Consider the following 26,398-nt stretch of genomic DNA (forward strand, 5'->3'; position numbering starts at 1 on the left):
AGAAACCACGGGTTCTCAAAGGCTTCCCTTTGTTCAGCAACCCCGCAGCAAGCTACGGGGAATAGAAAGATTTGAAATCTGTTTCTGGGAATCGGGCTGCGTTGTCCATCGGCTGTGCCTGCAATGAGACGTTGATTCTCGTTTCTCGCCAGCTGAGTTTCTTTTCGATGGCATCCTATCGATCCTTTCTGCTCAGCTTGCACTTCAGCTCTTTACACCTCTATCCTTTCTTTTCCATGGGATCTGAAGCGAATTTTTCTGCATCCGATCATTCAAGCACCTCACCGCTTGGTGGAATCCTCTCGGCTATCCTTCCAGGACTAGGGCACCTGGTCAGGGGGTATCCCATCCATATGACCTGGGTGCTGATGGTGGGAGGACTGCTCGGAGCCTGCACGTGGGCTCTCGGAGCCGTCGGGGGACCGGTAGCGGGCTGGTTCTTTGGCATGTTCATTATTTTGCCTTGGTGGTGTCTTCAAGCCTATCAAGCATATCTCCCAACTCCACAAGGCCAATGGGCCACGCTACACCTTGTCTGGAAACGCGCTCACGACATTCGATATCTTGGCGGGTTATTTCTGTTCACCGCGCTCACAGACCTGTACATTATTCTGGCGAACCCGGACTACCTCCTGACCGTATTTTGCAGCAAACCTACTGGCATCCCAGGTCTCCTGGTCAAAGCTCAATCCCCAGTGCTTCATATCGCCATTGGGTATGGCTTTCTCACACTCCGTCGTTGGGCCTTGTTTGTCTTCTTGGTCTATGCCGGCTTCGGCCTGCTCAATGCCACGAGCAACTTCGCATGCTTTGGATTCGGACGCATTCGCTCCGTGTTCTTCATCTCACTCTTGGCCTTTACGGCATATGTCATTTGGCGTAGAGACTGTTTGGTCACACATTCCCAATCATCCTAGAAATGGGAGTTGGGTCAGAAAAAGCCCACCAAGGTCTTGGCTCTACTTTCTGTGATTCTCCATGTCACGATTCCTCGCCTATAGCCGTTTCAATTATAGCGATACTGCAGAACGTACAGCCGAATTGACAAAAGCGAATCCAAATAAGTTCCAAACGGAAACATACAACTATAGCGAATCTCAATTCGGTCCAGTTAAGTCCTAAGGACTTTCAATGCGGAGTCAAACGCTTCAAGAGTACGGAAGTTCAGTGAATCGGCTATAGCTCCGCGCGGTACAACGTTTGAGTCAGCGAAAGTTATTTGAAACGGCTATAGACATACACAACGCAACCATACGCATCGTACAAGCGAATATTCAAAAGCACGACTATAACTTCGGCATGTTTGAAGTGAGTAATTGCGCGAGGTTAGTTGATAGGCCTCAGTTGGACCTGGACACATGTAATTGATATATCAAGTCGATGGCTGAGTCACGCAGTTGGATGCCATGCAAGATTGCACCTTCTTGCATAGTATCGTGTCCAGGCATTCCAACTGTTGGATTCGCTTTAGTATGGCGCTTTTCAGATATGTCCACCAGATTGGGAAGAGACCAGAAAGCCAGGACAACATTCCGGGTGTGAAAGGCATTGGAAGGCTGACTTTTATACTCCTCGCGTTCGAACTTTTTATCACTCGATCGGAGGCTCGACTCCCCGCGCAGCAAGTCAATGAAAATGAGAACGTGCCCGTCGAAGGAGCCTCGTGGATTAGAAAGAATGGACTCAACCGTATGAACAATTAGGATTTCCCATTTTTGTCCTTCCCTTTAGGTACAGACAACGCGTTAAGCTGCTTTGCCTGCTCGTAATGCCAAGCGATTTGCTCTAAAAGCTCCTTCAGTTCTGCTCGGTGAGACCCCATAAGTAATTTCCACCCTTGTCGCTTAAACCCTTTCGGATCCAAATAGGGCTTTTTCGTGAACCTCGCTATTCGTTGCTCCAAGTGACCCACCTTGGCTTCGAGACGTACCGCTGTTTCTTCAAACAAGTTAGCGGCTATCAGATGCTCTTCTGCAGACCACTCGTTTTCGATCTGCTCGGAGGAAGGGGTAAGAGGCGTTTCGGGAGTTTTTGCCAGTCCAAACCCTAAGAGACTTGCCAGCCCAACAATGACTAGAAAACCCACGATACCTTTCAAGGCCTGTTTCTTTTTCATAAGCGTTCCTCCTACTTAAGATATTTTTGATGTCCTATAAATACTATAGATAATCTATTTCGTTTTTGCCACCTTCGGAAAAAGGTAGATGTACTGACATTTGACGAGCAATAAAGACCAGAGAAAATGGGGCATTCATAACTGATAGACTCCGGAAAAATGGGACATGGCAGGAAGACCTAAAGGCCAAACGAGACGTTCCAGCTTGAACCGCACTGTGGAACGCGATAGGGTAAAATATAGACTATTGATAGCAAAGGAGCAGGTCAGTGAGGATCTTATTTCATGTAGCGTTTCCCATGAAAAACGTCGAAGACACAAAACGGTTCTATGTGGAAGGACTTGGTTGTGGGTTAGGGCGAGAATCCAAAGTGGCCTTGACGCTCAATCTTGGGGGCCATCAAATCGTGGCGCAGATGACCTCTGAGTCTGTCGAGAAACCGAAGAGTATTTATCCCCGCCATTTTGGGCTCGTGTTTACAACGAAGGATGAGTGGGAAGCCATGGTGGCTCGGGCCAAAGAAAAAAAACTGTCGTTTTTCAAAGAACCCAGCACCCGGTTTGCCGGATCCCCGCTGGAGCATCACACGTTCTTCCTAGAAGACCCGGCGCATAACCTGCTGGAGTTCAAGCACTACACCAAGGAATCGGCAATATTCGGAGAACGGGAATTGAGTGATGTGGGAGATGCCGACGAGCCGCGATAGTGAAGCTTTCTCCTTCTTGACCAAATTAAAGAATAGGTTCTTGGCATAGCAGAAAAGAATGATGATAGATCAAAGACTTTATTCAAAGTCAACGATTGACTCCAAAACACGAGGGCACCTAGGTCAGCGGACGGCGTTCCATCTTGCCGTGTTTCACATGCAACACCTGAACGGTTTGTCCGTTAATATGAAAGAGAATGCGATACTTCCCAAAGATTAAATTTCTAATTTCATAGTCATGAAAATCCATTTCATCCGCATAGGGACAACGGCCAGGCGGTTTCTCTAGCGTAGAGATCTTGTTCAGAATGTCTCCATACCATTTCACCGCATGGTGAATGGAATCCTTGGCGATTTCATGAACGTAATGTTCAATTTCGGCCTCAACCGTGGGAGACATATAAACTTTAAAAACCTGCATCAGGATAGTAGGCCGCAAGTTTTTTACTGAGTCGAGAGAAGGCTTTATTGACTGAAATGCCTTTGCCCATATCATGTTCTTTCTTGGATTGGGCGATTTGCTTCAGTGAGTGTAATAAGCTGGCCATCTCTTCGTAAGATTTCGCATCTTGAATGACAACCTCAGCTTTGCCATTGACGGTTAAGACTTCAGGCCGTCCGGTCTTTTTGAGCCGTTTAATATGTTCGGCAGGCTTCCGGCTAAAATCGGATACAGGCCGTATGGAATCGACGGTAAACATAGCACCTCCCTTTCAACAGAAAATTTACTGATAATTATCAGTTTATCCTATCGTTTCCCATCCTGCAAGAAATGTATTACGGCATGATGATTATCACGCTACTTACTTAAAACGTTTTTAAGAATTCCTCGCATGCTAGATAATTCAGTACCCATTTCCCTTTCAGCATATCCGTTAGCACGTGAGAGCAATATGATTGACGAATATTCAACAACGACACACCCATTCGCCTGATTTGCAAGGAATATAAGAAACTCGTGCAAGGCTACATCCGAGAGCTTTGTGAACAAAAGCTGAAGTCCTAGATCCGAAGGGATTGGTAAAAGAATTAGCGTTAGTATTAGAAGTCACAACCGTGACAGTCCAAGTCTCTCAAAATCCAAAAACCGCGCAAATCGCCAAACGAGTACCCAGGGCCCTAATTGACAACGCGATCTCAACTCATACCTCACACATATTCTTCACTCATAATATTTCTTGTGCAGCGCGAGATGATTCGAACTGTTCATCGGTGGACAATGACGACACAATCATGAGATAACTGCATTTTACGAATCTATTCCCAAAAAAGGAGAAGCGATATGGCTAAAGCACGCGCTCGACACATTTTGGTCTCTACGAACGAAGCCTGTGAAAACATCAAAACGCAGATTGAAGGCGGTTCAGACTTTGGTGAACTGGCGAAAGAACATTCCTCTTGCCCATCAGGGAAACAAGGTGGAGATCTTGGAGAATTTGGGCCAGGTCAAATGGTTCCGGAATTTGACAAAGTTGTGTTTAATGAAGAAGTTGGGAAAGTTCATGGTCCCGTCAAAACGCAATTTGGCTATCATCTGCTAGAAATCACAAGCCGCACACCGTAACCACTCGATAAAGCTAGAGGTCTTTCTCGGATTGTTGCCTTTATGCGCATTCGAGAAAGGCCTCAATCGATTCAGAAGCACAGTCCCCCTCTCCATTTGCACTTAGTCGCAAGCAAATCTTGCCTAAGCGGAAAAACGTCCGCATACGCTCCTCATTTTTCACAACTAACAAGCAAATACATTAAATATAGTATTTTCACTTCTTCGCAGTACATATGACTTGATGCCTGCAGGCTATAGCCGTCCTAATACCTTGCGTATGTTCGAAGTATATACTTGCGCTATGTATGTCATCTGAATTTGGTGAGAAGGTATGTGCTTTCGCTATAGTCCGCTGAGTGAACGCCTCCAATACTGGGCGGGGCTTGTTTGAGTGAAGCGAGTTGGCCCGCCCAACCCAAAGGCGTTCGTCTCATCAAATGAGTCTGGCCTGGGCGTCACTGGTTTTGGGTCCTTTTGCCTCCACAACAATGGGTGCGCCCTTCGGGACGCGACAAACAATACACTCGGCCGCCGGGACGAACCCCGGCAGATAACAAGAGCCTTAGACTGTGAGGAGAGCATCAGATGATCCGTGGAGTGTGGGCAGTACTCTTGGGCTAGCTGTTCTCTGATACAAACGCTTCCCAGACGACAATTGCGAACCCAAATAACTTCCATCTGAATTCACATCACGTACATAGCGCAATTGCACACGTTGAACATACGGAAGTGTATGAGAACGGCTAAAGGGCTCAATGAAAAGTTAAAAATCTACAGAAAATATAGACTACCCTGATTGAGAAGATCGACAAGAAGCTGAAGATGTTCGTCTGACTGCTGATACTGACCTGGATTGATCGTCAGGTCGGTACATAATGCGTGGACCAACTCGGCCTGATGCCTACCGCATTCATAACGATGGGCATCTACAAATAACCACACCACAGGACCTCGATCCTGAAAGACCATTCGTGTCCCTTCATTCCGTTTCAGCATTCCGCCTTTGGCTATATGGGCACGCAGATCCTCTAATCGATAGACAGCGGACACATTAGTTTCGTCAGGGTATTTCTGCGCAGTGATAAACCGCCCAAACCATTCGGCCAACAGATCTTTATCTTCGAGATATTGCTTAACTATTCGGTGAACGTTCTGTAACGCGTCTGGAGTCACACAGCCTGGATTTCTTGGAACAGCAAGGTCGGGGTCGGCATACCGGACTTCTTCACTGAGCGTATCGGCAACATAATCGGCAAACCCTCGCAGAACTTCACTGTGAGAAGGTGCACGAAATCCCACGGAACACGTCATACAATCATCACCTACCGCGATCCCACTATGACCGACACGAGGAGGAACATAGAGTAGATCCCCAGGCTCAAGAATCCACCGTTGCTCCGGCTTCCAATCAGACAAAATCATGACAGGCGTATCCGAACGGCGCGGAGAATTCGCATCGAACATTCCACCGACTTCCCATTGCCGACGACCACTGGCTTGCACGAGAAAGACATCATAATTGTCAAAATGCGGACCGACTCCACCGCCATCGACGGAATAACTGATCATCAAATCATCAATGCGCCAGCTCGGAAGAAAATGAAATTGCGCAAGGAATTCTGCTGCTGCAGGCACCCAAAAATCCACAGCCTGGACCAGCAATGTCCAATGCGTGTCGGGTAACGAGGTAAACGTATCTTCCGTAAATGGTCCGTGCGTTAAATCCCACCGATTGCTGACTCCATCCTGAATGACCAGTCGAGATTCGACAGCCTCTTCGCAGGCAAGTCCAGCTAATTCATCAGCCGCGATAGGCGGTTTAATATCTGGCAATGCCCTGCGCACCAAGAGCGGTTTCTTTTGCCAATATTCCTCAAGAAATTGCTCGAGCGGCAAATCACCTAACGGAATAGACTTCATACCTGCAACTTATCAATCATGGAGTGAACCGTTTGTACACACAACTCATTGTTCAAGAAATGTAGAAGGAGGTATAAGTGAGGAAAAGCATCACGTTTCCTTCAGCATCTCAATATGGGGAACGCCCGCGTCAAGATACATTCCCGATACTCGCGAAAAGCCATATTGTACATAGAATTCTTTGAGATACTCTTGAGCAGAAATTCTGACCGAAGAACCAGGCCAACATTGCTGGATCACTTCTAGGGACATGCGCAATAATTCATGACCGATTCCTTGCCCTCGCATGTCTTTTTGTACCACAAACCGACCAATGCACACGTCAGAAAAATGCAATCCCGCTGGAAGGAGCCGTGCATAGGCGACAAGGTTGCCACACGCATCATGCCCTTGCAGATGTTTTGTTTCGACATGTCGATCGTACGCATCTATTTCAGGGTAGGCACATTGCTGTTCAACGACAAAGACATCAACCCGCAGTTGCAAGATATCAAACAGTTGATCGGCCTTGAGCTCAGAAAAGGTCTGAACTGTCCAGAGGATTGTGAACATTCTGAAATATAGGAAGTTCGATAAAAATGAGGCAATTCCTGCCTTATTGGGAAAACATCATTAACATCAAAACATACGTTCATTCATCTAGAATGTAATACGCTTACCCCCTCTCCCTCACGCCGTGTTTCATCAACATTCATGGAATTTCCGGTTAAGAATAACGAGAAACAATCCGAAGTTAAAGGCAGTTCTCATTCATCTAGGGGAGCCAAGCCTATGGATATCACGACTTCAACTAAACAAAACGCGACAATCCACACTCTTTTTGGACGGCTCGACTACAGTGCTCGAGAGATCTTTACCTCCACGATTCATGAGAGCGACAATTCAGAGACACATGATATCATTCTTGATCTAGAGGCAGTCACCTTTATCGATAGTTCTGGCCTTGGTCTCATCCACAAATGTATCACTGAAGCCAAAGCTCAGCATGTGAACGTCACATTAGTAAACCCCAAGGACCAAATTTATAGCATCCTGGAACTCTGCAATATGGCGCAGTACGTCTCCTCATCCGATGAACCCCTTCCACACGAACAATCTGCCTCAGCCACAGTCAAACACAATCCACATGTCTTAACACGAGACGCCTTGAGTATCATTGAGTAATTCCGCTCTCACTCCTCTTTATCCAGCTTCCCCGTTCTACTCATTCATGACAAGAATACATTCTGGAGGTGTTCCCTCTATTTCCTGATCAGCGTATTGCGTCTGAGCATGCCTCATGAAAACTTCACGAGACAACATGCGCGAGGCTTCCTGAGCACCTCAAGATATGAGAATCTGAAATCAAAATCATCTTAACCGACTTTCGCTTCAGAACAACCTCTATCACTCAAGCAAATTCACTCCCAAGAAGTGTACACATGATGACACATCACACAGATTAAACCTTTCAAATACAGACACCGATAAGAATATTCAACAATAACAATGTTCCAAAAAGAACAGATTGTTCTTGATGAAGGAACTCATACAATCATTCATATTCAACATGACTGAGGAGAAATAAGTACTATGAGTCAATTTGCCCCCAAGCCGGTCCGTGAGTTCTTGAAAGACGTCAAGCGGGCTTCGATAAAAGACAAAAAGAGTTTGATTATGAGTATGAAAAAAGCTCAAGACATTGCTGAAGCATTAGAAGATACCTTCACCACTCATCACATGTCTCAAAGCTCATAGCAGAGAGTTCGTCGCAAGGCACAACACAACAGGCCCTGAAGAACGACAGCATGGCCATCTCATAATTTCCAGTGACGCCCATCGTGAATGAATGACGGAACGCGGCCGCTCCGCTTCAAAACCATTTCAGCATACAACCCGAAACCACCCATGTTCTCTGTCCTAGTCCCCACAAGCCTTACCCCTCATGGATTATCCGATGAGACCACTGTAAAATAGTGGATTCTGCAAAAGTATTCAAAGACAGCACAAGGCCTGCTCTCAGCCATGAAACCCAATATGCCGCTCATTGTCATCGATACGCACGTACATATGTACGACTGCTTTGAGCTCGCAACATTCCTAGCTTCCGCCTACAAAAACTGCCAAGCACACGCAACATATCGGCAACATCACGGACCAGTCCTCGGCGTCCTGCTCTTGACTGAATCCTCCTGGGATCATTGGTTTCAACGATTCACAAGCTTGGCCGACCAGCACACGGACATTTCGCATCCCGGTTCGCATGCGTGGCGTTTTCGACGTACGAATGAAGACTTCACACTCTTTGCCGAATCAACACAGGGTGAAACACTTCTAATTGTTGCAGGCCGACAGCTTGTCACCAAAGAAAAATTCGAGGTCCTGGCCCTCATGACAAATCAGACATTTCACGATGGCATGACTATTCAGGAATCAATTGAACAGGTGAAAAAAAGCGGTGCCATTCCAGTTATTCCATGGGCATTTGGAAAGTGGTGGGGCACAAGAGGAACGATCCTGACAGAATTGATGACCTCATCGGTGATGAGCCAAGTCCTGCTCGGAGACAATAGTGGTCGTCCCAAATTTCTTCCCTATCCAGAACAATTCACCTTGGCGAAAACGCAAGGCATTCGGATATTACCTGGGAGCGACCCACTTCCGTTGCCATCGGAGTCCTGGCGCCCGTGTAGCGTCGGACTCTCTCTTCACTGTGCCTTAAATGATGCAACCCCTGGGGCCGACCTTCAGCACATCATTCACGACGCAAGCGCAGCAACGACCACATATTTTCAACATGAGCGATTCTACCGATTCATCAAGAATCAAGTAGCTATGAACATGCGGAAACATCGTCCGACGACAGAATAACGCACACTATTCAGTTTTTGAGGAAGAGCGATAGAGCGATGAGGCGAGCCCAAACATGGATAAGCCATAAATGAGCCACTTGGAAGGATCAAAGTTATACCATTGGAGACCATTGCGATAGTCACTCGGATACATGTGGTGATAGTTGTGATAGCCTTCACCAAAGGTCACGAGTGAAATCAGCCAACTATCACGACTTGAATCCGTATGCCCATGAGGTTGATTGCCCCACAAATGACAAATGGAATTAATACAGAAGGTCGAGTTCAGCACAAAAAACACTCGCCCCACTCCGGCTAAGAGAAAACAGCCAACCCCGCCAACCCATCCGTTGGCCAGAAACCCGACAACAAACGGCAAAAGTAAACCTGAGACAAAAATCGGGACATAGTTCCGATGTTGCCACATGACGACCGGATCCTTCACTAATCGACCAGGAAATGGATAGTTACGATGAGGATCTCTCCAAAACAACCATGCACAATGACTAAACCAAAATCCTCGTTTGGCGTTGTACGGGTCCTGCTCTTGATCACAGTGAGTATGGTGTCGAATATGATCACGCGCCCACTTCAGGGCGGAATTCTGCAAGGCGATTCCTCCACAGATCAACAACACGCCCTTGACCCAATTAGGGCAAGCAAAACTCCGATGTGTAATCAATCGATGATAACCAACGGTAATTCCCAAGCCACTCGCAATGTACATCACGACAAACATCGACCAGTCGACCCAGCTATAGTCGTAAAAATACGCAAAGGTTGGAACACCGATCATCGTCCCTACAGCAATAAGACTAAAAAGAAACGTTGTCGGGAAGTCAAAAGAGCGCGTGCTAAGCGGAAGTAGAGTTGTAGCGGTCATAGGCAGAGAGGTTAAGAAAATATCGACGGAGAGGCTTTCTCACGGAAAGCCTCTCCGTATACTCAAGTCAGTGTCAATAAATGGTTAGAATCGGTTACCCCGACCGCCGCCACGGTTTCCACCGCCGCCACCAAAGCCACCGCCGCCGCCACCCGTTCGAGGAGCCATTGGCTTGGCCTCGTTCACGGTTAAGGTGCGACCACCCATTTCAGTGGAATTCAAGGCGGAAATAGCTGCTTCGGCTTCTTCCGAGGTAGACATTTCAACAAAACCAAAGCCACGCGACTGCCCGGTAAATTTGTCCGTAATCACTCGTGCTGATTGCACAGTGCCATGCTCGGCAAACAATGCTTCCATTTCAGCCTCTGTCGCAGAATACGGCAAACCACCCACATAAATTTTTGAACCCATGAGGTTCCTCCTTTAAAGTAAAGATACTTGATATTGCCTTGAGCTGGAGAAGGTAAACACATCGGGAAGGGGTAGGCCGCGGACGCGACAATTGAGGCGACTCTGGTCAGGCTTCCGAGTAAACTCCCGGGCAAAACAACATCGGTTATTGGACCTGATTCACTAACCCGTCATCATGAGGTCCCATCTGACACGGTACTTTTAGCCTAGCATAGCGTTTCAAAAAAAGATACAAAAACTTTCATGTAAAGAAAGACCTAAAATTGTCACTTGACAAATCAATGTTCCTAACAAATAAACCACGAGCTTTTCTCACAATACCCATCGATGCATGAAACTCATTTCATATCTAATAACGCATTTCCTCTTACCGTTCTCATCAAATGATATTAACTCCGAAAAACCAAGACGCACATGTTCTGTCTAGTTTAGCCTGCACCGCATGACCAGGAAATTTCATGATCGTCGAAGCCTCACGCTCCTATTCTTAGCAGAGACGCAACGATGTCCCACGCAAGGCTTACCATGAACACTTTACTCTACCAACTAGTTGGTCTAATATAATGCTATTATCCATTTCTAGAAAACAAATATGTCTGACAGAAAAGAACAGATTTTAGACGTCGCGGAGGAATTACTCCAAACTCGCAGCTTTACGGCCTTCAGTTATCAAGACCTATCGGATCGGATCGGCATCAGCAAAGCAACCATTCATCACCACTTTCCAAGCAAAGACGATCTCAGTCTCGCATTAGTCACTCGACATCACATGTCGCTCGTCTCAGCATTAGAAACGATTACCAAAGACCACTCCGATCCCTGGAAACAACTCGAGGCCTACATGCAGATGGTTTCGCAGGTCATGCAGTCCGGCCATAAAATTTGCCTCACAGGGTCACTCCAAGCCGAGTTCGCCAGTATCTCAAATGGCACGAGGCAGGAACTGGCGAATCTTTGTACATTTGTCCATACATGGCTGACTCGGCTTCTCACTGAGGGAAAGAAACAGCACGTGATGACATTCCCAGGAAACCATGAGGACCAGGCTTCCTTGATTCAAGCGGCTCTTCAAGGTGCATTACAACAAGCACGAGCCCACGGGCCCAAACAGTTCACAACAGTTGTCCGGCAAATAAAAGCCATGCTCAAAACAGCCTAGGCATTGACTTTTCATTTCAGCTGATTATCTACCTACTAGTTGGTCAAAATAGTCAATTTTCAATACGGAGGACACATCATGAGCACGACAGCAACGACACCCTATTTCACACTTACGGCAGAAAACTTCCAACAAGACGTGACTGAAAGTACTCAACCAGTGCTTGTCGATTTCTGGGCACCCTGGTGTGGACCGTGCCAGGCTATGAACCCGATCATTCAAGAACTGGCAAACGAATACTCAGGCACAGTCTCAGTGGGGAAGGTGAATGTCGACGAGCAACCATCTCTTGCCGCTCAATTTGGCATTCAATCTATCCCGGCACTCTTAGTTTTTCAGAAAGGAAAGGTCGTCGAGACAGTTGTTGGTGCTGTGCCGAAAAAGGTTCTCACCGACACCCTCAGGACAGTGCTGACAACAACTGTGTAAGCAACATTCCACGCCTCCATTAGGAAGGCGTATGTCGTACGATACCATGTATCGGATGCAACGTTTGGGCTGGCTGATGTTCTAAAGCCAGGCATACAAGCCGGTCACGTTCTCAGCAAGATGAAAACCACGAGTTTACACCCTGCTGACTGGTAAATTCGTAGGCTCGACGACCATGTACTTCCGATGGTGCTTGGTCAAGGACAAGCACTACGGTGATATTTTGAAGCAGATCGCCACGTGAGTTGACGTTGGTCAACTCACGACTCTCGTCGACTCTGCACGATGTACGTAAGATCAAGCGAACACGGGACATGAATACCTTGCAGCAAACAAACATACGGGAAGAATCGTCATTGAATATCCAGTAGAACCTGACATTCGAACCAAACCTGAATGATACACCAGACTGACTAGATAAGAAGGGACTCACACATGAACAGCACACACAGCCCGAAAGAAGCAGAATCATGGATTGAAGAATTTACGAGTCTGTACGATGCCGCCGTTCAAAGCTTTGCCAGGGGAGTAAGGGGAAAGGACAAAATTTTTTCTGATGCAGACATTCGACAATTAGCATCAATCGGAGCGACGCCACAAGAAATCTATGATTTCGTCGAAGATTCACATGACGTTGGCGAACCGGACTTCCCAACGGTATTGCGTATCACCACCGTCCGGAGAGAGTATTTTCTCCGGGAACAGAACGGAAACCCGTCTGATAAGAATATTTCCATGCACGATCTTCCATCAATGGGTGCAACCCTCGGTGGCTATCGTTGGCTTCCACGCATTATCGAAAAAGCTAAAGCGAAGCTTCGCGGTGAAATGCCATCTGAATTGATGTATGCCTGCGGTGGGGATCGCCCATTTCTCAGGAAACTTGGCATTGATCCAGCTGACTTTCTTCGGGCCGTCTGGAAAGCAGGAAATGATGAACAACAGATTCTCGACTACGTGACTCATAAATCTTCGGAGGCGAATTCCTCTTGACCAATACGCTCCGACATGACGCTCGATGTATTTCATTGCTTATTCAACCAGAGCCATCCACATGCTCCCGACCAAACCGCCAATAAACCACTCGCGAAATGGTCAGTGACGATTTTTTTTGACAGACATTCGTTGCGATTTTATAATTTCGTCATATCTTTTACTTACGGCTCATTCACTCATCACTCACAGGTCGATCAATCAACTCACAAAGAACTCCGTCAGCGAGCAAGAAAGCTCGCGTGACAAAGCACGATCGACCGCGAAGATGGTCACAAACGAACACGATGCATCAATCGCACTCAGTACAACCAGGGTGACGATTGTCGCCTCACGGCATGGTGAATGAGTAGCTTCGAAGAAACGTGTATTGCCAACAGAAGTCCAATTTTGAACACGATGGAGACTCCATGAACAACCAATTTTTTAAAGGGCATGGGCTCGGCAATGACTATATTGCCCTTGACCCTTCGAGCCTCACCTTCAAACTCACACCTCGGATCATTCGAACCATTTGTGATCGAAATTGGGGAATCGGCAGTGATGGAATTTTAGCCCTGCATCCCACAAAAAAAGCCGACTTTGGATTGCGCATCTATAACCCTGACGGCTCGGAAGCGGAAAAGTCTGGAAACGGGTTGCGAATTTTTGGGTGTTACCTCTATGGCACGCGAAAAACTCGAAAACGGAAATTTAGCGTGCAGACCAAAGGCGGACTCGTGCAGGTTCATCTGGGCATAAATGAAACCGGGCATGTCAATGAAGCCACGGTAGAGATGGGACGTGCCTCATTCCAACCCATAACCCTCCCCTGTTCTCTTCGCGTTCCCGAACTCATACAACAACCCGTCAAAGCCGCCGGACAATCGCTACGATTTATGGGAGTCAGCGTCGGGAATCCCCACTGTATTGTCTTTAAAGAAAAAGGTGATGCATGGACACGTGAAGACTTGCTGGAAATTGGACCGGAACTTGAAACCCACACGATCTTTCCAAAACGAACGAACGTACAACTGGCCGTCCCAATAGGACCAAGATCCATCTCGATTCTCATTTGGGAACGAGGTGCTGGGGAAACACAAGCCTCAGGATCATCGGCTTGTGCTGCCGCCAGTGCCGCCATCCGCTTAGGGCTCGTCAAAAGCCCCGTTACGGTCAAGGCACCAGGCGGTAATCTCGAAGTGGCCATTGACCCGCAATATAACATCACGATGAAAGGGCCGGTGGCTGAAGTCGCCAGAGGAGAATTTAGTACGCCATTTATTCACCATTTCCGGTAATCCAAAAACAGAGTCCTCAAATTGCCTGAGGACTCTGTTCACACACAGCATATACTCAGAAATTATTACCGTTCAATGAAGACCCTGCTGAATTTTTCTCCAGCGCCATGCAACGAGCCCCACTAACCCAGACCCAAACATCAACACAGTGGATGGTTCAGGCACTGCGGACACGGTCACACGTGCAACGTGATAGCCTTCTTGCGTAAAATCCGCAGCTATTCGGTCAATGGCAATATTTCCACCAGGACCGGCAGTGGTTGCTCCTAGAATTAACGCTGTCCCTCCGGGATTGCCTATCGAGTCGATGAACCCTGGATGAAGTTGGACCACGCCACCTTCCACATCGCCCGTATTGGCTGCGAGTTGATTCAAAAATGCCGCTTGCATTTCATTATTGACTTCAGTCCCGCCATCGAGCACCTGGCTCCCAAGCACAAGAAAATCGACTCCCACAAAGTTCCCACTTCCATCAAACAATTCATGCGCAAACGGATCCCCATTGGCAATGAATGCATCATTCGAAGGGATGACCATTGAGGCATAGCTGAAATACCCATTGCGTCCAGCCTGAATATCAAAGGCCTGACTCGTGACCCGTTCACCAGGATCAATCGGTCCCGGTAAACCAGCCGGACCAATGACTGTTCCGTCGACACCGCCGTTACTTCCAGCCGAACTATTGGCAAAATCAGTTGACAGTGACGCGGTGTTTCCATCCTCCACAAGCGACTCTAAACTGGAAGGCAAACCGGCAGCACCAATCGCTACGCCTCGGTCGTAGAGATCGAAACTCCCATCATGAAACCCTACCCACGTAGGAGTTAGAAAAATCCCATTATCCGGTGATAAATTCTGAATACTCACTTGAACGGGAACCGCCAGCGCAAGTGAAGAGGTAAAGAGCAGAGTACCGAATAGGCCGATTGCGACATTCATGACTGCAGGCTTGGACGTCAAAGTAACCATCAGTTATTTCCCTCCTTGGATGAAATGAGACATTCGACACCATGACACACTCCTATCATTACCTACAGTCCAATAACTCATTCAAACGTTACACAATCAACATATAGTCGTCCCCACCTTAATATTACGTACCCTCATCAAGATTCACATCGACCTCTACTGAACAAGAAAAATCGCTAGAGTACTTTGTGAAATATTCATTCCCATGACAGATCGCAACACAAAAAATGCCGCACCCTCTAGATCTGCGTAAAATATTCGAGTACCCTCAGGTGTTCGCATTAATGAGCATGACCTTCGAGTCACCATCCGCATTTTCAATACAACCCCCTCGGTTTTTTCACATTAACCTGGAGGTATCATTATGGGGCTCTTTGATTTCGTCAAAGACATTGGAGAAAAAGTGTTTGGCAGCAATGATGACCCGGCCGAAAAGATTAAAGAACACATCGAAGCACGCAATCCCGGCATCAAGGATCTCAACGTGGAATTCAAAGATGGGGAAGTGAATCTTTCAGGCGATGCGGCCAGTGCCGAGGCCATGGAAAAGGCCGTCTTGCTCGCGGGAAATGTACAAGGCGTCACAGATGTTGGAGCCGGCAATGTGAAGGCTCCATCCCAAACGGATAAAGTGGAATATTATGTCATTCAAAAAGGCGATACGCTTGGAGGCATTGCCCAAAAATTCTTAGGCAATGCGATGGAATATCCAAAAATTTTCGAAGCCAACAAAGAAGTCATCAAAGATCCCAATTTAATCTATCCCGGGCAAAAGATTCGCATTCCCACCGGGTAATGCCACATCTCGCTGGATGATTCGAAGTGCAGGAGAGACGCCAAGCCTGGCGTCTCTCCACGAGAAACACAACTCCATGACTTGCCAAAAGTTAGACCAGATCATTCACTATACCAGTCATTCCTTCTTCGTTTCCCAACAGCAAAAATGCTTAATCGCTATGACCCAAAAGCGTAAAAGAGATACAAGGGAATTAAGTCAATAGTTATGCCTGACCCTTATTACAGAAGGGCGACCACCCTCTGTGGGTTCGCCACCCTTCTTGACTGTGACCGGGATGGTTCTCTTGCCGATGACCTGCTTGGTCTTGTAGCCAGACGTTTTTTCAACAATAAAAAAGTGCTCATGTTGAGCGTTGTAACGATGAAGGAGAAATAACCATGCCATTCGGTGGGTTAGGTCGACGGCGGTTTCCAAGGCAACGGCGCCCACGCATGAGCTTGAAAATGCGCCTGATCCCGCTTGTCCTGTTTGCCTGTTACGGACTGTATTATTACGTCGCCAATCAAGAAACGGTTCCCATCACTGGCCGCTCGCAACTGGTTGATATCGACCGGCAACAGGAAATGGCCCTCGGGCTGCAATCCTATCAACAAATTCTCAGCGAATCCCAAGTACTCGCTCAGGGAGAAGTCGTCGATCTCGTTCGGCGTATTGGACAACAATTGGCCACAGCGGCCGTCGACGTCGACCCTGGCTTTCAATGGGAATTTAATGTCATTCAGTCGGAACAGGCCAATGCCTTTGCTTTGCCCGGCGGAAAAACCGCCGTCTACACCGGACTTCTTCCGGTCGCAGAAAATGCCGACGGACTAGCCGTAGTCATGGGACATGAAATCGCGCATGCCATCGCCCGGCACGGCGCTGAACGCATGGCGCATCAAAAACTCATGCAAATTGGATCTCTGGCAGCCAGCGTGGCTTTGGGAGACATGGACTACAATACCCAACGCATGGTCTTAGGCGCACTTGGAGTGGGTGCACAATATGGGATCATGCTGCCTTTTTCACGAGATCATGAATCGGAAGCGGATTACATGGGCCTCCTCTTTGTCGCACGAGCCTGCTTCGATCCAACAGAAGCGCCAAAATTGTGGGAACGCATGGGGCAGATGAGTCAGGGGAAAAAACCGGCAGAGTTTATGTCCACGCACCCAAGCAATGAAACGCGGATTCGCCAATTCCAGGAATGGATGCCGGAGGCTCTCCAAGTTCGAGAACAACATTGCCAAACGTAATTGGCGGACAAATATAGAGAGTCAGACTCATTTGGCCTTTCTTCCGTTGTTCGTTGCTCGTTGTTCGTTACTCGTTGTTCGTCGTTCGTTGCTCGTTGTTCGTCCTTCGTCACAATTTTTCAATTTGCACTTTGCAATTTTCCCACTTCACGCTCTTCGCTCCCCATTTTGCAATTTGCACCTTTCACTTTGCATTTTCTTTTTCCCTCTTCAATCCGCCCACGGCGGCGTCCATTCCAGATCCGAATCAAAGTTCACGCGTAGCGTGCCGAACACGCTGACCGGCGCACCGAAGTAGTTATACGCATTTACTCCTCCAGGAATTTCAATATATCGAGCATCCAATAAATTTCGGACATTTATCGTAAAGTCATAGGCTTTTTGAGGGGGACGGTAAAACACCACCGCATCTACACGTTGATACGGGTCGGTGCCAAAACGATTAGGCGTTTCTAACTCAAACCCGCCATGAAAAAAGACCCCGCCTCCAAATCCTACACCTTGCAATGGACCCGATTGCAATTCATAAGTGCCGAACACACGTCCCACATACGAGCGGGGCACGCGCCTTGGGGAAGCGCCGACTTGAGCAGCCGAATTACTTTTGGTAATTTCGGAATCGATATACGAGACATTCGCCGTCAGATTGAGACCAGGCCAGGGTTGTCCATTCATATCAAATTCCACTCCTTGATGACGCTGCTCCCCGACTGCGACGGAAAACCCAGGATTCCCTATATCCGAAGTCGCCACATTTTGGCGATATGTCCGAAACAGAGCCGTCGTCAGGCGGAGCCGCCCCTCGAATAAGTCCCACTTCGCCCCCACTTCATAATTTTCTCCCGTCTCTGGAGGAACAAGGCTGCCATCTACCGTTAGCGAAAAAAGATTAGCCTGAAACGATTGCGCATACCCACCATACACCCGCAAATCAGGAATCACTTCGTACGTCGCCCCTACACGCCCTGTAAACTCTGAATAGTCCCCCGCACGAATAGTATGTGGAGTTGAATTCAATCCTGTCGTCGTCACCTCTGCCCAATCATACCGGCCAGCCGCCACGAGCGTCAGAGGTTTTATGGGACGTATCACCACTTGCCCGAACAGACCGGTCTGAATAATATCAATCGTTCGCGGATTGAATGGGGCAAAACCACCTCCCGTACTCACTCGTTGCCTGATCAGTACATCATCCGAAGGTAATTGAAAACTATTGCGTGGATTAAAAATATTGTCTGTAGCAATTGCACCAGAAAAATCTCCGCCCCCGACAAAATCATAACCGGCGACAAAGTCATGGTTTTGGTCACGATGATCCACGCCAACTAAGACTTCATGTTTTTGACCGAGCGCGTCGAATTCTTGACTCAGAAAAATTTCTCCCGCATACGTCTCCCAATCGAGTTCCCGTAAAGATTGCGTCATAGCAGTATCGCCGTTTGCAGGAATTCCACCGGGGGTATAAGGATAGATACTCTTATCTGAGAGCTCCGAATGCGCGTACTTCCCTTTCATTGAAAGGGTCAATCCATTCACAAACTCATGATTGTAATGAGCTTCATAATTCTGCCCTTCGAAGGTTAACTTCGCCCCATTCGCACTGCCGCCTCCAATGTTGCGCGTGCGCGAAATATCGGGCGCCTTGCCATCGGCCATGAGAGGCAATCCATTCCAATTGGACCCATCAAAGGTCTGGTAGTGCCCGGTCAACAGTAGTGTTCCAGCCCCATCAAACAGATCGAACGCCAAAGATGGAGCTACCGTATATTGCCGGACATCCAGCTCATCGACAAAATTTCCACCTTCTTCCACGGCAAAAATGAGTCGCCCACGAATAGTCTGGTGTTGCGGCAAGACTCCGTTGGCATCGACGACGCCCCGATAGAGACCGAATGAACCCACTTGAAATTCCGAGGTCGCAAAGTTTTTATACTGAGGCGTCTTGGTAATTCGATTCACGAGTCCACCCGGGCTGGACGCGCCTCCCGCAATCGACGCGGGGCCCTTAATAATTTCATAGCGCTCAATCAATGCCGGATCGGGCGCAAACAGCCCGTCAACGACCAATCCGTTTTGCTTGAGTCCCCCAAACGACCCTTCAAAACTTCCCACATTCAGGCCACGAATATTGAACCCTTCCGCTCTTCCTCGTCGCGTACTGCCTCTCGAAACCCCACTGACATGCTCAAAGGCATCACTTTGCCTTAGGGAACGTGTATCTCGAATAATATCCCTCGTCACCACACCGATGGACGTGGGGGTTTCATTGATAGGCAATACCGTGCGGGTCGAACCAGTCGTCTCATCCGCCTTGTAGCCATCGACAGGCGGCAAGAACACTTTATTCCGTGTAATGGTATCCGTTACTTCTATCGGCTGGACTTCGACAATGGGCACATCTTGCTCTTGAGCTTGCGAAACTGCGGCTGTTGCCGCCACTGCTCCAACCGCACTGCTAACGGATGCGTCGTCGGCTTTCTCGACAAAGAGCGTGACCATGTTGTCTCCGGAAAAGCGATGTCCCAACCCTGTGCCGTTCAATAACAACTGCAAGGCCTGGTCATGCGTATACCGGCCCTGCACTCCTTGCGTACGTCGGCCTTTTGCGAGATCCGAACGATAAAACAGCTCAAGCTCACTCACTTCGGCAAACAACGTCAACGCCGACTGCAGCAGGCCGGGAGGGATTTGAAACTGCCGAAGTTCCGACGCGGCCATCACTAGCGATGTCGACTTATTAGCCAAATTGGGGGGATTGAGAAAAGGTTCGCTTGCCAGAACCGTTCCGGATGCCATGAGGCTCAAGGCATGTCCGGAAATCAGATAGGGCCAGGTCTGGCGAAATGTCTTGGGCATCTTCCGTTGTTTTTTACGAATCTTCATCCGTGATCTCCTTCAATCTTCCACCACATGCATTCGGGTTGTGTCCTCATCATTTCCAACACGAATGAAAGTGAAAAAACCTCACTGGTTTTTTGTCAGATGAAAAAATATGTAACGGAGACTTGTGCGTGGAAATGAATCTTTACCGCTCTACCGCCATTACCGGTTTTTTGAAAATCATCAACCTGGAAAATGAACATGGCCTTGAAACCATTGCATGGAGTATGCTGACAGCTTTGTTAGGAAACCAGATACGGACAATGAGCACGCATATTCTCTCCATCTTTGAACAATATACGCAGGAACTTCGTGGATATCTCACAGGGCGGATTCGGTGTGCCATCACGGCTGAAGATCTGATGCAAGAAACTTACATTCGCTTGCAACGCATCGAGCACCCTCATTTGATCATGGATGTCCGGACCTATATGTTCCGCATCGCCGCGAACTTGGCAACCGATCATCTTCGTGCCCAACGCCGTCGCGCCGAGCTAATTGATCAGGGCGCCGACTTCCTCGCCATCGAAGATCCCCGGTCGACGCCTGAACGCATTCTCCTCGCCAAAGAAGAACTGAAAATCGTGGAGGCCGCCTTGCAGGACTTGTCGCCGCTGTGCCGGAAAATTCTCACACTGAATCGGCTTGAAGGACTGAAACACAGTGCCATCGCGGAGCGCTTAGGCATCAGCCGTAGCGCGGTAGAAAAAAATATCGCCAAGGCCATGCTGCACTTTCGTCGCCGCATCACACGGGCGTAACCGGTCTGTGAGGATTTTGGGGTTTGATACGTGTTTAAATTAAGAACGCGAACCGTGACCAGCACGCCCAAGCAACGACATCAACGTTTTTTACGGAACTCGGAATACAGATGAGTCAGCACTATCAAGACCCCAACGATGTTATCGAGACGGAAGCCGCCAATTGGGTTGCCCGGCTTGCGTCGAAAGAGTCAACATCGGAGGACAAACGGCAAGCCCTCGAGTGGCGCCGGAGAAGTCCTGAACATGAACAGGTGTTTCAAGAGGTCAGACGGCTGTGGCTGGGCTTAGAGAGCCTATCTGATGCTCGTCCGGCTTCCGATCCTGTAGAGCAACGGTCTCAGGTAACGTTGGGAAATAGGGCGTGGAAAAATTGGGCGGTAGCAGCCATGTTGACCCTGGTGGCGCTTGGGGCCCTCTTCGAAGGAGACAGGGTTGCGATATGGCTGGCAGATTATCGCACGGGAATCGGCGAACGCCAGAGTCTCACCTTGGACGATGGGAGTACCATTCATCTCAATACCGACACGGCGCTATCTGTGGAGTACACTTCGACGCACCGGCGGGTCGAACTACTGTCGGGAGAGGCAACGTTTCTCGTGGCTAAGGATGAAACACGTCCCTTCATCGTTCAGGCGGATGAAGGACAAATCCAGGCCCTCGGGACGGCGTTTGCCGTTCGAAACCATGACACACAGACATTGGTTACACTGCTCGAAGGACTCGTCGATGTCAAGGTTGAGACATCTCGTACAGACCTTTCGCCTCAGGTGCAACTTCACCCCGGCCAGCAAGTAGCCTACAGCACGGCAGCGGGGATACAACAAGTGCAGACGGCCGACCTGCGTCTTGCCACAGCCTGGCAACGAGGGCTGTTGATTTTTGAAGAAACGCCGCTGCGGAAAGTCTTAGGAGAAATCAACCGATACCGATCAGGGTACGTGGTGTTGACCAACGACGATGTCGCACTCGACCGGGTCAGTGGCGTGTTTCACCTTGATAATCTGGATCGTGCCTTAGAAACCATTCAATCCCAACTTCACCTCTCCACGTTGCGCATCACGGATTACGTCGTGTTTCTTCGGTAAGGGCGGAAATAATCACGATAGCGAAACCAAATAACTTCCAACCGAATGTATATCATGTACACAGCGCAAACATAGAGGAAAGTTATGCCCGCCTGGATGCCCTGTATACGATTGACGGTTCAATAACAAAGGGTTATAGCGAATCCCAAAAAGTTCCAAACAGGAAAATACAGCGAACTCCGCGCGGTACAATGTTTGAATGAATGGAAGGTTATCCCCGCTTGAATGTACTGACAATGGTTGACGTGTTCTCTCACGTATTGAATATCACACGTGTACAAGATGGCGTGTGATCGTTTCGGTATAACTGAAGCGGCTATAACCAGCATTCAGTGGATCGACATTTATAGCGAACCCAAATAACATTCCAGCCGAATGTACATCATGTACACAGCGCAAAATCACACGTCGTACAGACGGAGTATATCGGAACGGCTATAGAGAGTGCCATGCGTCGATAGCAATGCTACACGTCACTGACAGTCATAAGTATCGACTATCTTATTCCGCAACTTTAGGAACTTCGACAATCACTTGTGCCGGAAAAAGCAGGCCCGGATCCTGACGGCGGCGGGCTTCCTGAAGAAGGGTTTCGAGATTGGGAGTCATGATGCCTTCAAAAGACCGTTTTCCGTTTGTTTCAACGATGACAGGCTTAGAGAGGTCAACAAGCTCATTATTCAAGAACAAGCTGTAACGCCTGACGCGTTCGGTTTTCACTACGATTCGATTTGATGAAATGACTTCGGCCTCTAACTTGGCATAAATTTTCTCGGTGATAAACCTGTCGCGACTGTCAACCAGATTCTCAGAAAAGGCGGCAATCTGGTCTGTCGCATCAATCCGTACCCAACTGAAATTCGTCAAATGCGTCGCATCACGCACCACAGATACGCGTTGAGGGAGTGCCCCTCGTGTCTGCCTATCGAACCACGACACCAGTGCCGGCAACTCTTCTCTTGGGAAAAAGTGTCCTCCAGCATGCGGATGCGTAAAATTATGCTCCTGATACACATGCTGAATACCACGATTCCCCATTTCATTTACCAATGTACGACTGAGACTGACCGGCATGACTTGATCATGAAGCCCGTGAATAATGTAGACCGGCGTGTGGTGCAAGTTATCGAGGAACGGAAACAGCACATCATCGATCCCGCTCGCCATCGGGGCAATGCCGGCAAACGTATCGGCATGATGCATTCCAATGATCCATGCCCCAACTCCCCCATTCGACATCCCCGTCAGAAAGATCCGATCGCGATCGATATGATAGTCCGTTTGAATGGTGTTGACGATTTTCATCACCAAGTCTTCCGCAAAACGGCTCCACCAGGCACCCATCGAAATCGTCGGACATACGAGAATGTAGTGATCATCTAAACGAGGCACCCATCGTTCCAAATACGACTCACCAGTAAACCCCGCACCATGTAGACACACAATTAGAGGATACGATTTGGCAGAGTCATACGAAGGAGGAACGTAGAGGCTATACCGATACTGCCGACCACGTACCGTAATAGCTTGTGACGGCTGTGGTCCTACCGGCTGCGTGGAAAATTTAGGGGATTGTTTAATAGCTTCTGACACCGCCGAAACAGACACATCGGGATACTGCAGAATATCCGACAATGCCGCTTCTGTAGACTCACGATCTGAAGCTGTGAGGTATTTTTGAACAAGAGAGGTGAGTGAGAGCGGTTTCTTTAGAATCTGTTCCGAGAAGCGATCAGCGCTTTCCGAATACCCTACGCCAAGGAAGCCAAGCAGGAGCAAGAATACAATATGGAAAACACCCAAGACACATCGCATATATTGCTCCTTTCCTCTGACCTTTTCAGAATTTCTCTCACCCTACCAATCCCTTTCACACTCAGTCAAAATAGAGGTTGATTCCATGTACGCGCACACCGACTGATTCACTGTAATGAGCCTAGAATTTAGAGTCTGACTTTACTAATGAGGGCGAGGTAAACGTAGTGCGACTCGTTACTTGGAAGTTTTACTTTTCACCATTGAAAGCACGGCGGAAATCGTTCCGGGAATAAATGCGGGAATCGCTTGCGGGTCCATTGTAATGAAATTCATAAATTCCTGTTTTTTGATCGGCATTCGATGTGTTAACCGATGAAGGACTTCCCGTACAAACGATTGGCGCAACGACGTAATACGTTCATTGAGGGCATTTTTTTCTACGTCATTGACTTCATACCGTTCGAATATTTTTTTCCGATAGCGCATGTCATCATAAATTTTTTCGATCGCGCGCTCATGCCCCCACATGGTTGCCGAATAGACGTTCATGCCTTCGCCATACCGACATTCACATTTGGTGGAAAAGGCAATCTTATCCGACGCCTTGGCCATATCAAGCCAAAACAAATATTCTTCGCCTGTAATCGTAAATTCGATCGGGTATCGAATGTCGGGCATTTTGGTATATCGATAGACAATCGTCGATTGCCCCAAAATATTTCCCACGATAATTTGCGTAAACATATCTTCGGTAAACTCATACAGATGGGTCGAGCCTTCTATCAATGGATGCTTAGCCATATCCACACGCTTCATGCGATCAAAGGCCGACACCGTCTGATGCAACTGGTAATGATCCGTAAAATAAAAGTCATAGCCTTTGTCTAAGACAAAAACTGCATTGGCCAGATGGTCATCCGTCCATTCATCGTCGGAATCTAAAAAGGCAACATACTCCGTCTCTGGCCGTAACTCATCCAGAGCTCGGTTTCTGGCACGCCCTTGCTTCATGTTTTTTTCTTGTTTCAGAATACGAATTTTTTCAGGATGGGCCTGCATGATGTCCCCAATCTCCGATTCGGGAGTGATAGGCGACACATCATCTACAATGATGATCTCGTAATCATCGATGCCCTTTTGCTCAATCGCAGACGTGATGCACTTCCTCAACACGCCTTCCTTCTTTTGGAAATAGGGAATCACCACAGCTGTGCGAATATTCATCTTGAGTCCTTTCTCATCGAATTCCTCCTATGAGGCTATCCACGTCACTATCCGATTCATACAGCATGGAGATGTCCTACGATTATTCATTCGATGTGCAGCACAACTGCGTCATGAGGTTGGATGAAGAACAATGTCACACAGACACCCGAAGAAGTCTTCGGCTCACTGAGCATAGAACTTGAACAATACCTGCCTTGTAAAGCTCGTCAGAGGGCTAATGTTCTTATCGATCAAAGTTTCGATCTTCGACAAGCAGTAAGTCAGCCACTTCAGACCTTACGCGATTGAGAATGAATGCCATGCCCTATCCACACAAAGTCATCACCAAGCTTGTGAACGCTGAGCTCATCAATCGAAAAAGCTTGCGTCAAATGTGTTGGCGACTGTCCACCAATAAGCCCTTTCGCGTTCTGACCTCCCAACACCCGAGGAGCCATATAAAATTGCACTTGATTGACCAGGCCCGCATGCAACACTGCGGCATTCAATTCGCTGCCGCCTTCGACCAACACACTCGTAATCCCCAATTTCCCAAGTGTGTGGAAACATGCGGTTAACGACACATGCTTATTGTTCTGAGGAAATTCAAGCACGGTCGCATGGGCTTTTTTCAGCAGATCTTTTTGGGCCCGTGACGCCAGCGACGTTGTGCAGACGATGGTCGGTTGCTCAAGCGTCCATCGTAAAACTTTGGACTTTGGAGGGATTCGCAATCGACTGTCGAGTACGATTCGCGTGGGTTGTCGCACATCTGGCGTTCGTTTGGGAGCAAGGCTTTTTCGCACCGATAATTCCGGGTTATCTTTGATAACGGTACCGATCCCAACCATAATCCCGTCGACATGACTGCGCAATTCATGGACATGTCGTCGAGCCACTTTGCCGGTAATCCATTGCGACTCACCCGTTGCCGTGGCAATTTTCCCATCAAGCGTCATCGCGGCCTTCAAGATGACGAAGGGGCATCCCGTGCGGACCCAATGGAGATAGACTCGATTGAGATCCTGCGCCTCCTCTTTCATACATCCAACATCGACAGCCATGCCGGCCCGTCGAAGCTGTCGAATCCCTTTCCCCCGCACCTTGGGGTTCGGATCTTTCATTGCCACAACAACGCGACTCACGCCAGCATCACGTAAGGCCGGCACACAAGGAGGTGTTCGTTTTGAGGTATGACAACAGGGTTCGAGTGTCGAGTAGATTGTGGCCCCACGAGCCTGAGGCCCAGCCTGCTTTAGCGCAAGAATTTCAGCATGCGGACTTCCGGCTTGACGATGGTACCCGCGGCCCACGACACGACCATGCTGGACGACCACGGCCCCAACCATGGGATTGGGACTGGTTCGCCCCTTCGCCTTCTCAGCAAGACGAAGGGCTTGCTTCATATACGCCGTGTCTTGAGACAC

Annotated in this window: 26 protein-coding genes; 14 read left to right on the plus strand and 12 right to left on the minus strand. The window is 48.3% G+C overall.

What is annotated here, in order from left to right; translation table 11 throughout:
- The first annotated feature begins 71 nt into the window (after nt 1-71).
- Complete coding sequence (locus tag ACWHX8_RS13705; protein WP_447968689.1) at nt 72-917, plus strand: hypothetical protein; 846 nt, start codon at nt 72-74, stop codon at nt 915-917.
- A gap of 782 nt (nt 918-1,699) precedes the next feature.
- Here ACWHX8_RS13705 and ACWHX8_RS13710 read toward each other — a convergent pair.
- Nucleotides 1,700-2,116 carry a hypothetical protein gene (locus ACWHX8_RS13710; RefSeq protein WP_447968690.1) on the minus strand — a complete coding sequence of 139 codons (417 nt, stop codon included), beginning with the start codon at nt 2,114-2,116 and terminating at the stop codon, nt 1,700-1,702.
- 269 nt (nt 2,117-2,385) lie between these two features.
- Here ACWHX8_RS13710 and ACWHX8_RS13715 point away from each other — a divergent pair, with 269 nt between their 5' ends.
- Nucleotides 2,386-2,823 carry a VOC family protein gene (locus ACWHX8_RS13715; RefSeq protein ID WP_447968691.1) on the plus strand — a complete coding sequence of 146 codons (438 nt, stop codon included), beginning with the start codon at nt 2,386-2,388 and terminating at the stop codon, nt 2,821-2,823.
- A gap of 118 nt (nt 2,824-2,941) precedes the next feature.
- On the opposite strand, the gene ACWHX8_RS13720 is transcribed toward ACWHX8_RS13715, so the two are convergent.
- Entirely contained in the window at nt 2,942-3,223 is a 282-nt protein-coding gene (locus ACWHX8_RS13720) for a type II toxin-antitoxin system RelE/ParE family toxin (protein ID WP_447968692.1), read from the minus strand.
- A 7-nt stretch (nt 3,224-3,230) separates the two neighbouring features.
- Nucleotides 3,231-3,524 carry a type II toxin-antitoxin system Phd/YefM family antitoxin gene (locus tag ACWHX8_RS13725; protein ID WP_447968693.1) on the minus strand — a complete coding sequence of 98 codons (294 nt, stop codon included), beginning with the start codon at nt 3,522-3,524 and terminating at the stop codon, nt 3,231-3,233.
- A gap of 554 nt (nt 3,525-4,078) precedes the next feature.
- On the opposite strand from ACWHX8_RS13725, the gene ACWHX8_RS13730 reads away from it, so the two are divergent.
- A complete protein-coding gene (locus tag ACWHX8_RS13730) occupies nt 4,079-4,387 on the plus strand; it encodes a peptidylprolyl isomerase (RefSeq protein ID WP_447971916.1) in 309 nt (102 codons plus the stop codon).
- A 753-nt stretch (nt 4,388-5,140) separates the two neighbouring features.
- Here ACWHX8_RS13730 and ACWHX8_RS13735 read toward each other — a convergent pair.
- Nucleotides 5,141-6,289 (minus strand): JmjC domain-containing protein, encoded by a 1,149-nt coding sequence (locus ACWHX8_RS13735; protein ID WP_447968694.1) that lies wholly within the window; start codon nt 6,287-6,289, stop codon nt 5,141-5,143.
- 90 nt (nt 6,290-6,379) lie between these two features.
- Entirely contained in the window at nt 6,380-6,841 is a 462-nt protein-coding gene (locus ACWHX8_RS13740) for a GNAT family N-acetyltransferase (RefSeq protein ID WP_447968695.1), read from the minus strand.
- A 219-nt stretch (nt 6,842-7,060) separates the two neighbouring features.
- Between ACWHX8_RS13740 and ACWHX8_RS13745 the strand changes: the two genes are divergently transcribed.
- The 3 genes from ACWHX8_RS13745 to ACWHX8_RS13755 all read left to right on the plus strand — a co-directional run bounded on the left by ACWHX8_RS13745 (nt 7,061) and on the right by ACWHX8_RS13755 (nt 9,139).
- Nucleotides 7,061-7,453, plus strand: coding sequence for an STAS domain-containing protein (locus ACWHX8_RS13745; protein WP_447968696.1), 393 nt, complete (start codon nt 7,061-7,063; stop codon nt 7,451-7,453).
- 408 nt (nt 7,454-7,861) lie between these two features.
- Nucleotides 7,862-8,026 (plus strand): hypothetical protein, encoded by a 165-nt coding sequence (locus tag ACWHX8_RS13750; RefSeq protein WP_447968697.1) that lies wholly within the window; start codon nt 7,862-7,864, stop codon nt 8,024-8,026.
- 267 nt (nt 8,027-8,293) lie between these two features.
- Nucleotides 8,294-9,139 (plus strand): hypothetical protein, encoded by an 846-nt coding sequence (locus ACWHX8_RS13755; protein ID WP_447968698.1) that lies wholly within the window; start codon nt 8,294-8,296, stop codon nt 9,137-9,139.
- Between the two features lie 6 nt (nt 9,140-9,145).
- Here the strand turns inward: ACWHX8_RS13755 and ACWHX8_RS13760 are convergent, their stop codons facing one another.
- Nucleotides 9,146-10,003, minus strand: coding sequence for an acyl-CoA desaturase (locus ACWHX8_RS13760; RefSeq protein WP_447968699.1), 858 nt, complete (start codon nt 10,001-10,003; stop codon nt 9,146-9,148).
- A gap of 84 nt (nt 10,004-10,087) precedes the next feature.
- Nucleotides 10,088-10,414, minus strand: a complete 327-nt coding sequence (locus tag ACWHX8_RS13765) for an RNA recognition motif domain-containing protein (RefSeq protein ID WP_447968700.1) — start codon at nt 10,412-10,414, stop codon at nt 10,088-10,090.
- A gap of 592 nt (nt 10,415-11,006) precedes the next feature.
- On the opposite strand from ACWHX8_RS13765, the gene ACWHX8_RS13770 reads away from it, so the two are divergent.
- From ACWHX8_RS13770 to dapF, 4 genes are all read left to right on the plus strand, one after another.
- Nucleotides 11,007-11,573 (plus strand): TetR/AcrR family transcriptional regulator, encoded by a 567-nt coding sequence (locus ACWHX8_RS13770; RefSeq protein WP_447968701.1) that lies wholly within the window; start codon nt 11,007-11,009, stop codon nt 11,571-11,573.
- Nucleotides 11,574-11,651: 78 nt separating this feature from the next.
- On the plus strand, nt 11,652-12,002 hold the full coding sequence (trxA, locus tag ACWHX8_RS13775) for a thioredoxin (protein WP_447968702.1): 351 nt from the start codon (nt 11,652-11,654) through the stop codon (nt 12,000-12,002).
- 435 nt (nt 12,003-12,437) lie between these two features.
- A complete protein-coding gene (locus ACWHX8_RS13780) occupies nt 12,438-12,995 on the plus strand; it encodes a DUF5069 domain-containing protein (protein WP_447968703.1) in 558 nt (185 codons plus the stop codon).
- A 410-nt stretch (nt 12,996-13,405) separates the two neighbouring features.
- On the plus strand, nt 13,406-14,275 hold the full coding sequence (dapF, locus tag ACWHX8_RS13785; protein WP_447968704.1) for a diaminopimelate epimerase: 870 nt from the start codon (nt 13,406-13,408) through the stop codon (nt 14,273-14,275).
- 72 nt (nt 14,276-14,347) lie between these two features.
- Here the strand turns inward: dapF and ACWHX8_RS13790 are convergent, their stop codons facing one another.
- On the minus strand, nt 14,348-15,244 hold the full coding sequence (locus ACWHX8_RS13790) for a spondin domain-containing protein (protein WP_447968705.1): 897 nt from the start codon (nt 15,242-15,244) through the stop codon (nt 14,348-14,350).
- A 364-nt stretch (nt 15,245-15,608) separates the two neighbouring features.
- On the opposite strand from ACWHX8_RS13790, the gene lysM reads away from it, so the two are divergent.
- Nucleotides 15,609-16,040, plus strand: a complete 432-nt coding sequence (lysM, locus tag ACWHX8_RS13795; RefSeq protein WP_447968706.1) for a peptidoglycan-binding protein LysM — start codon at nt 15,609-15,611, stop codon at nt 16,038-16,040.
- 380 nt (nt 16,041-16,420) lie between these two features.
- Complete coding sequence (locus tag ACWHX8_RS13800; RefSeq protein WP_447968707.1) at nt 16,421-17,278, plus strand: M48 family metallopeptidase; 858 nt, start codon at nt 16,421-16,423, stop codon at nt 17,276-17,278.
- Nucleotides 17,279-17,488: 210 nt separating this feature from the next.
- On the opposite strand, the gene ACWHX8_RS13805 is transcribed toward ACWHX8_RS13800, so the two are convergent.
- Nucleotides 17,489-20,161, minus strand: a complete 2,673-nt coding sequence (locus tag ACWHX8_RS13805; RefSeq protein WP_447968708.1) for a TonB-dependent siderophore receptor — start codon at nt 20,159-20,161, stop codon at nt 17,489-17,491.
- A 134-nt stretch (nt 20,162-20,295) separates the two neighbouring features.
- Here ACWHX8_RS13805 and ACWHX8_RS13810 point away from each other — a divergent pair, with 134 nt between their 5' ends.
- Together ACWHX8_RS13810 and ACWHX8_RS13815 are read left to right on the plus strand one after the other, a co-directional pair.
- Entirely contained in the window at nt 20,296-20,919 is a 624-nt protein-coding gene (locus ACWHX8_RS13810) for an RNA polymerase sigma factor (protein ID WP_447968709.1), read from the plus strand.
- A 110-nt stretch (nt 20,920-21,029) separates the two neighbouring features.
- Complete coding sequence (locus ACWHX8_RS13815; protein WP_447968710.1) at nt 21,030-22,007, plus strand: FecR family protein; 978 nt, start codon at nt 21,030-21,032, stop codon at nt 22,005-22,007.
- A gap of 501 nt (nt 22,008-22,508) precedes the next feature.
- Here ACWHX8_RS13815 and ACWHX8_RS13820 read toward each other — a convergent pair.
- The 3 genes from ACWHX8_RS13820 to ribD all read right to left on the minus strand — a co-directional run bounded on the left by ACWHX8_RS13820 (nt 22,509) and on the right by ribD (nt 26,398).
- Nucleotides 22,509-23,822 (minus strand): carboxylesterase family protein, encoded by a 1,314-nt coding sequence (locus ACWHX8_RS13820; protein WP_447968711.1) that lies wholly within the window; start codon nt 23,820-23,822, stop codon nt 22,509-22,511.
- Between the two features lie 177 nt (nt 23,823-23,999).
- The gene (locus ACWHX8_RS13825) at nt 24,000-24,989 is read right to left on the minus strand and encodes a glycosyltransferase family 2 protein (protein WP_447968712.1); all 990 of its coding nucleotides are present in this window, start codon (nt 24,987-24,989) and stop codon (nt 24,000-24,002) included.
- A 272-nt stretch (nt 24,990-25,261) separates the two neighbouring features.
- A complete protein-coding gene (ribD, locus tag ACWHX8_RS13830) occupies nt 25,262-26,398 on the minus strand; it encodes a bifunctional diaminohydroxyphosphoribosylaminopyrimidine deaminase/5-amino-6-(5-phosphoribosylamino)uracil reductase RibD (protein ID WP_447968713.1) in 1,137 nt (378 codons plus the stop codon).

It is taken from the genome of Nitrospira sp. M1 (assembly GCF_965152605.1).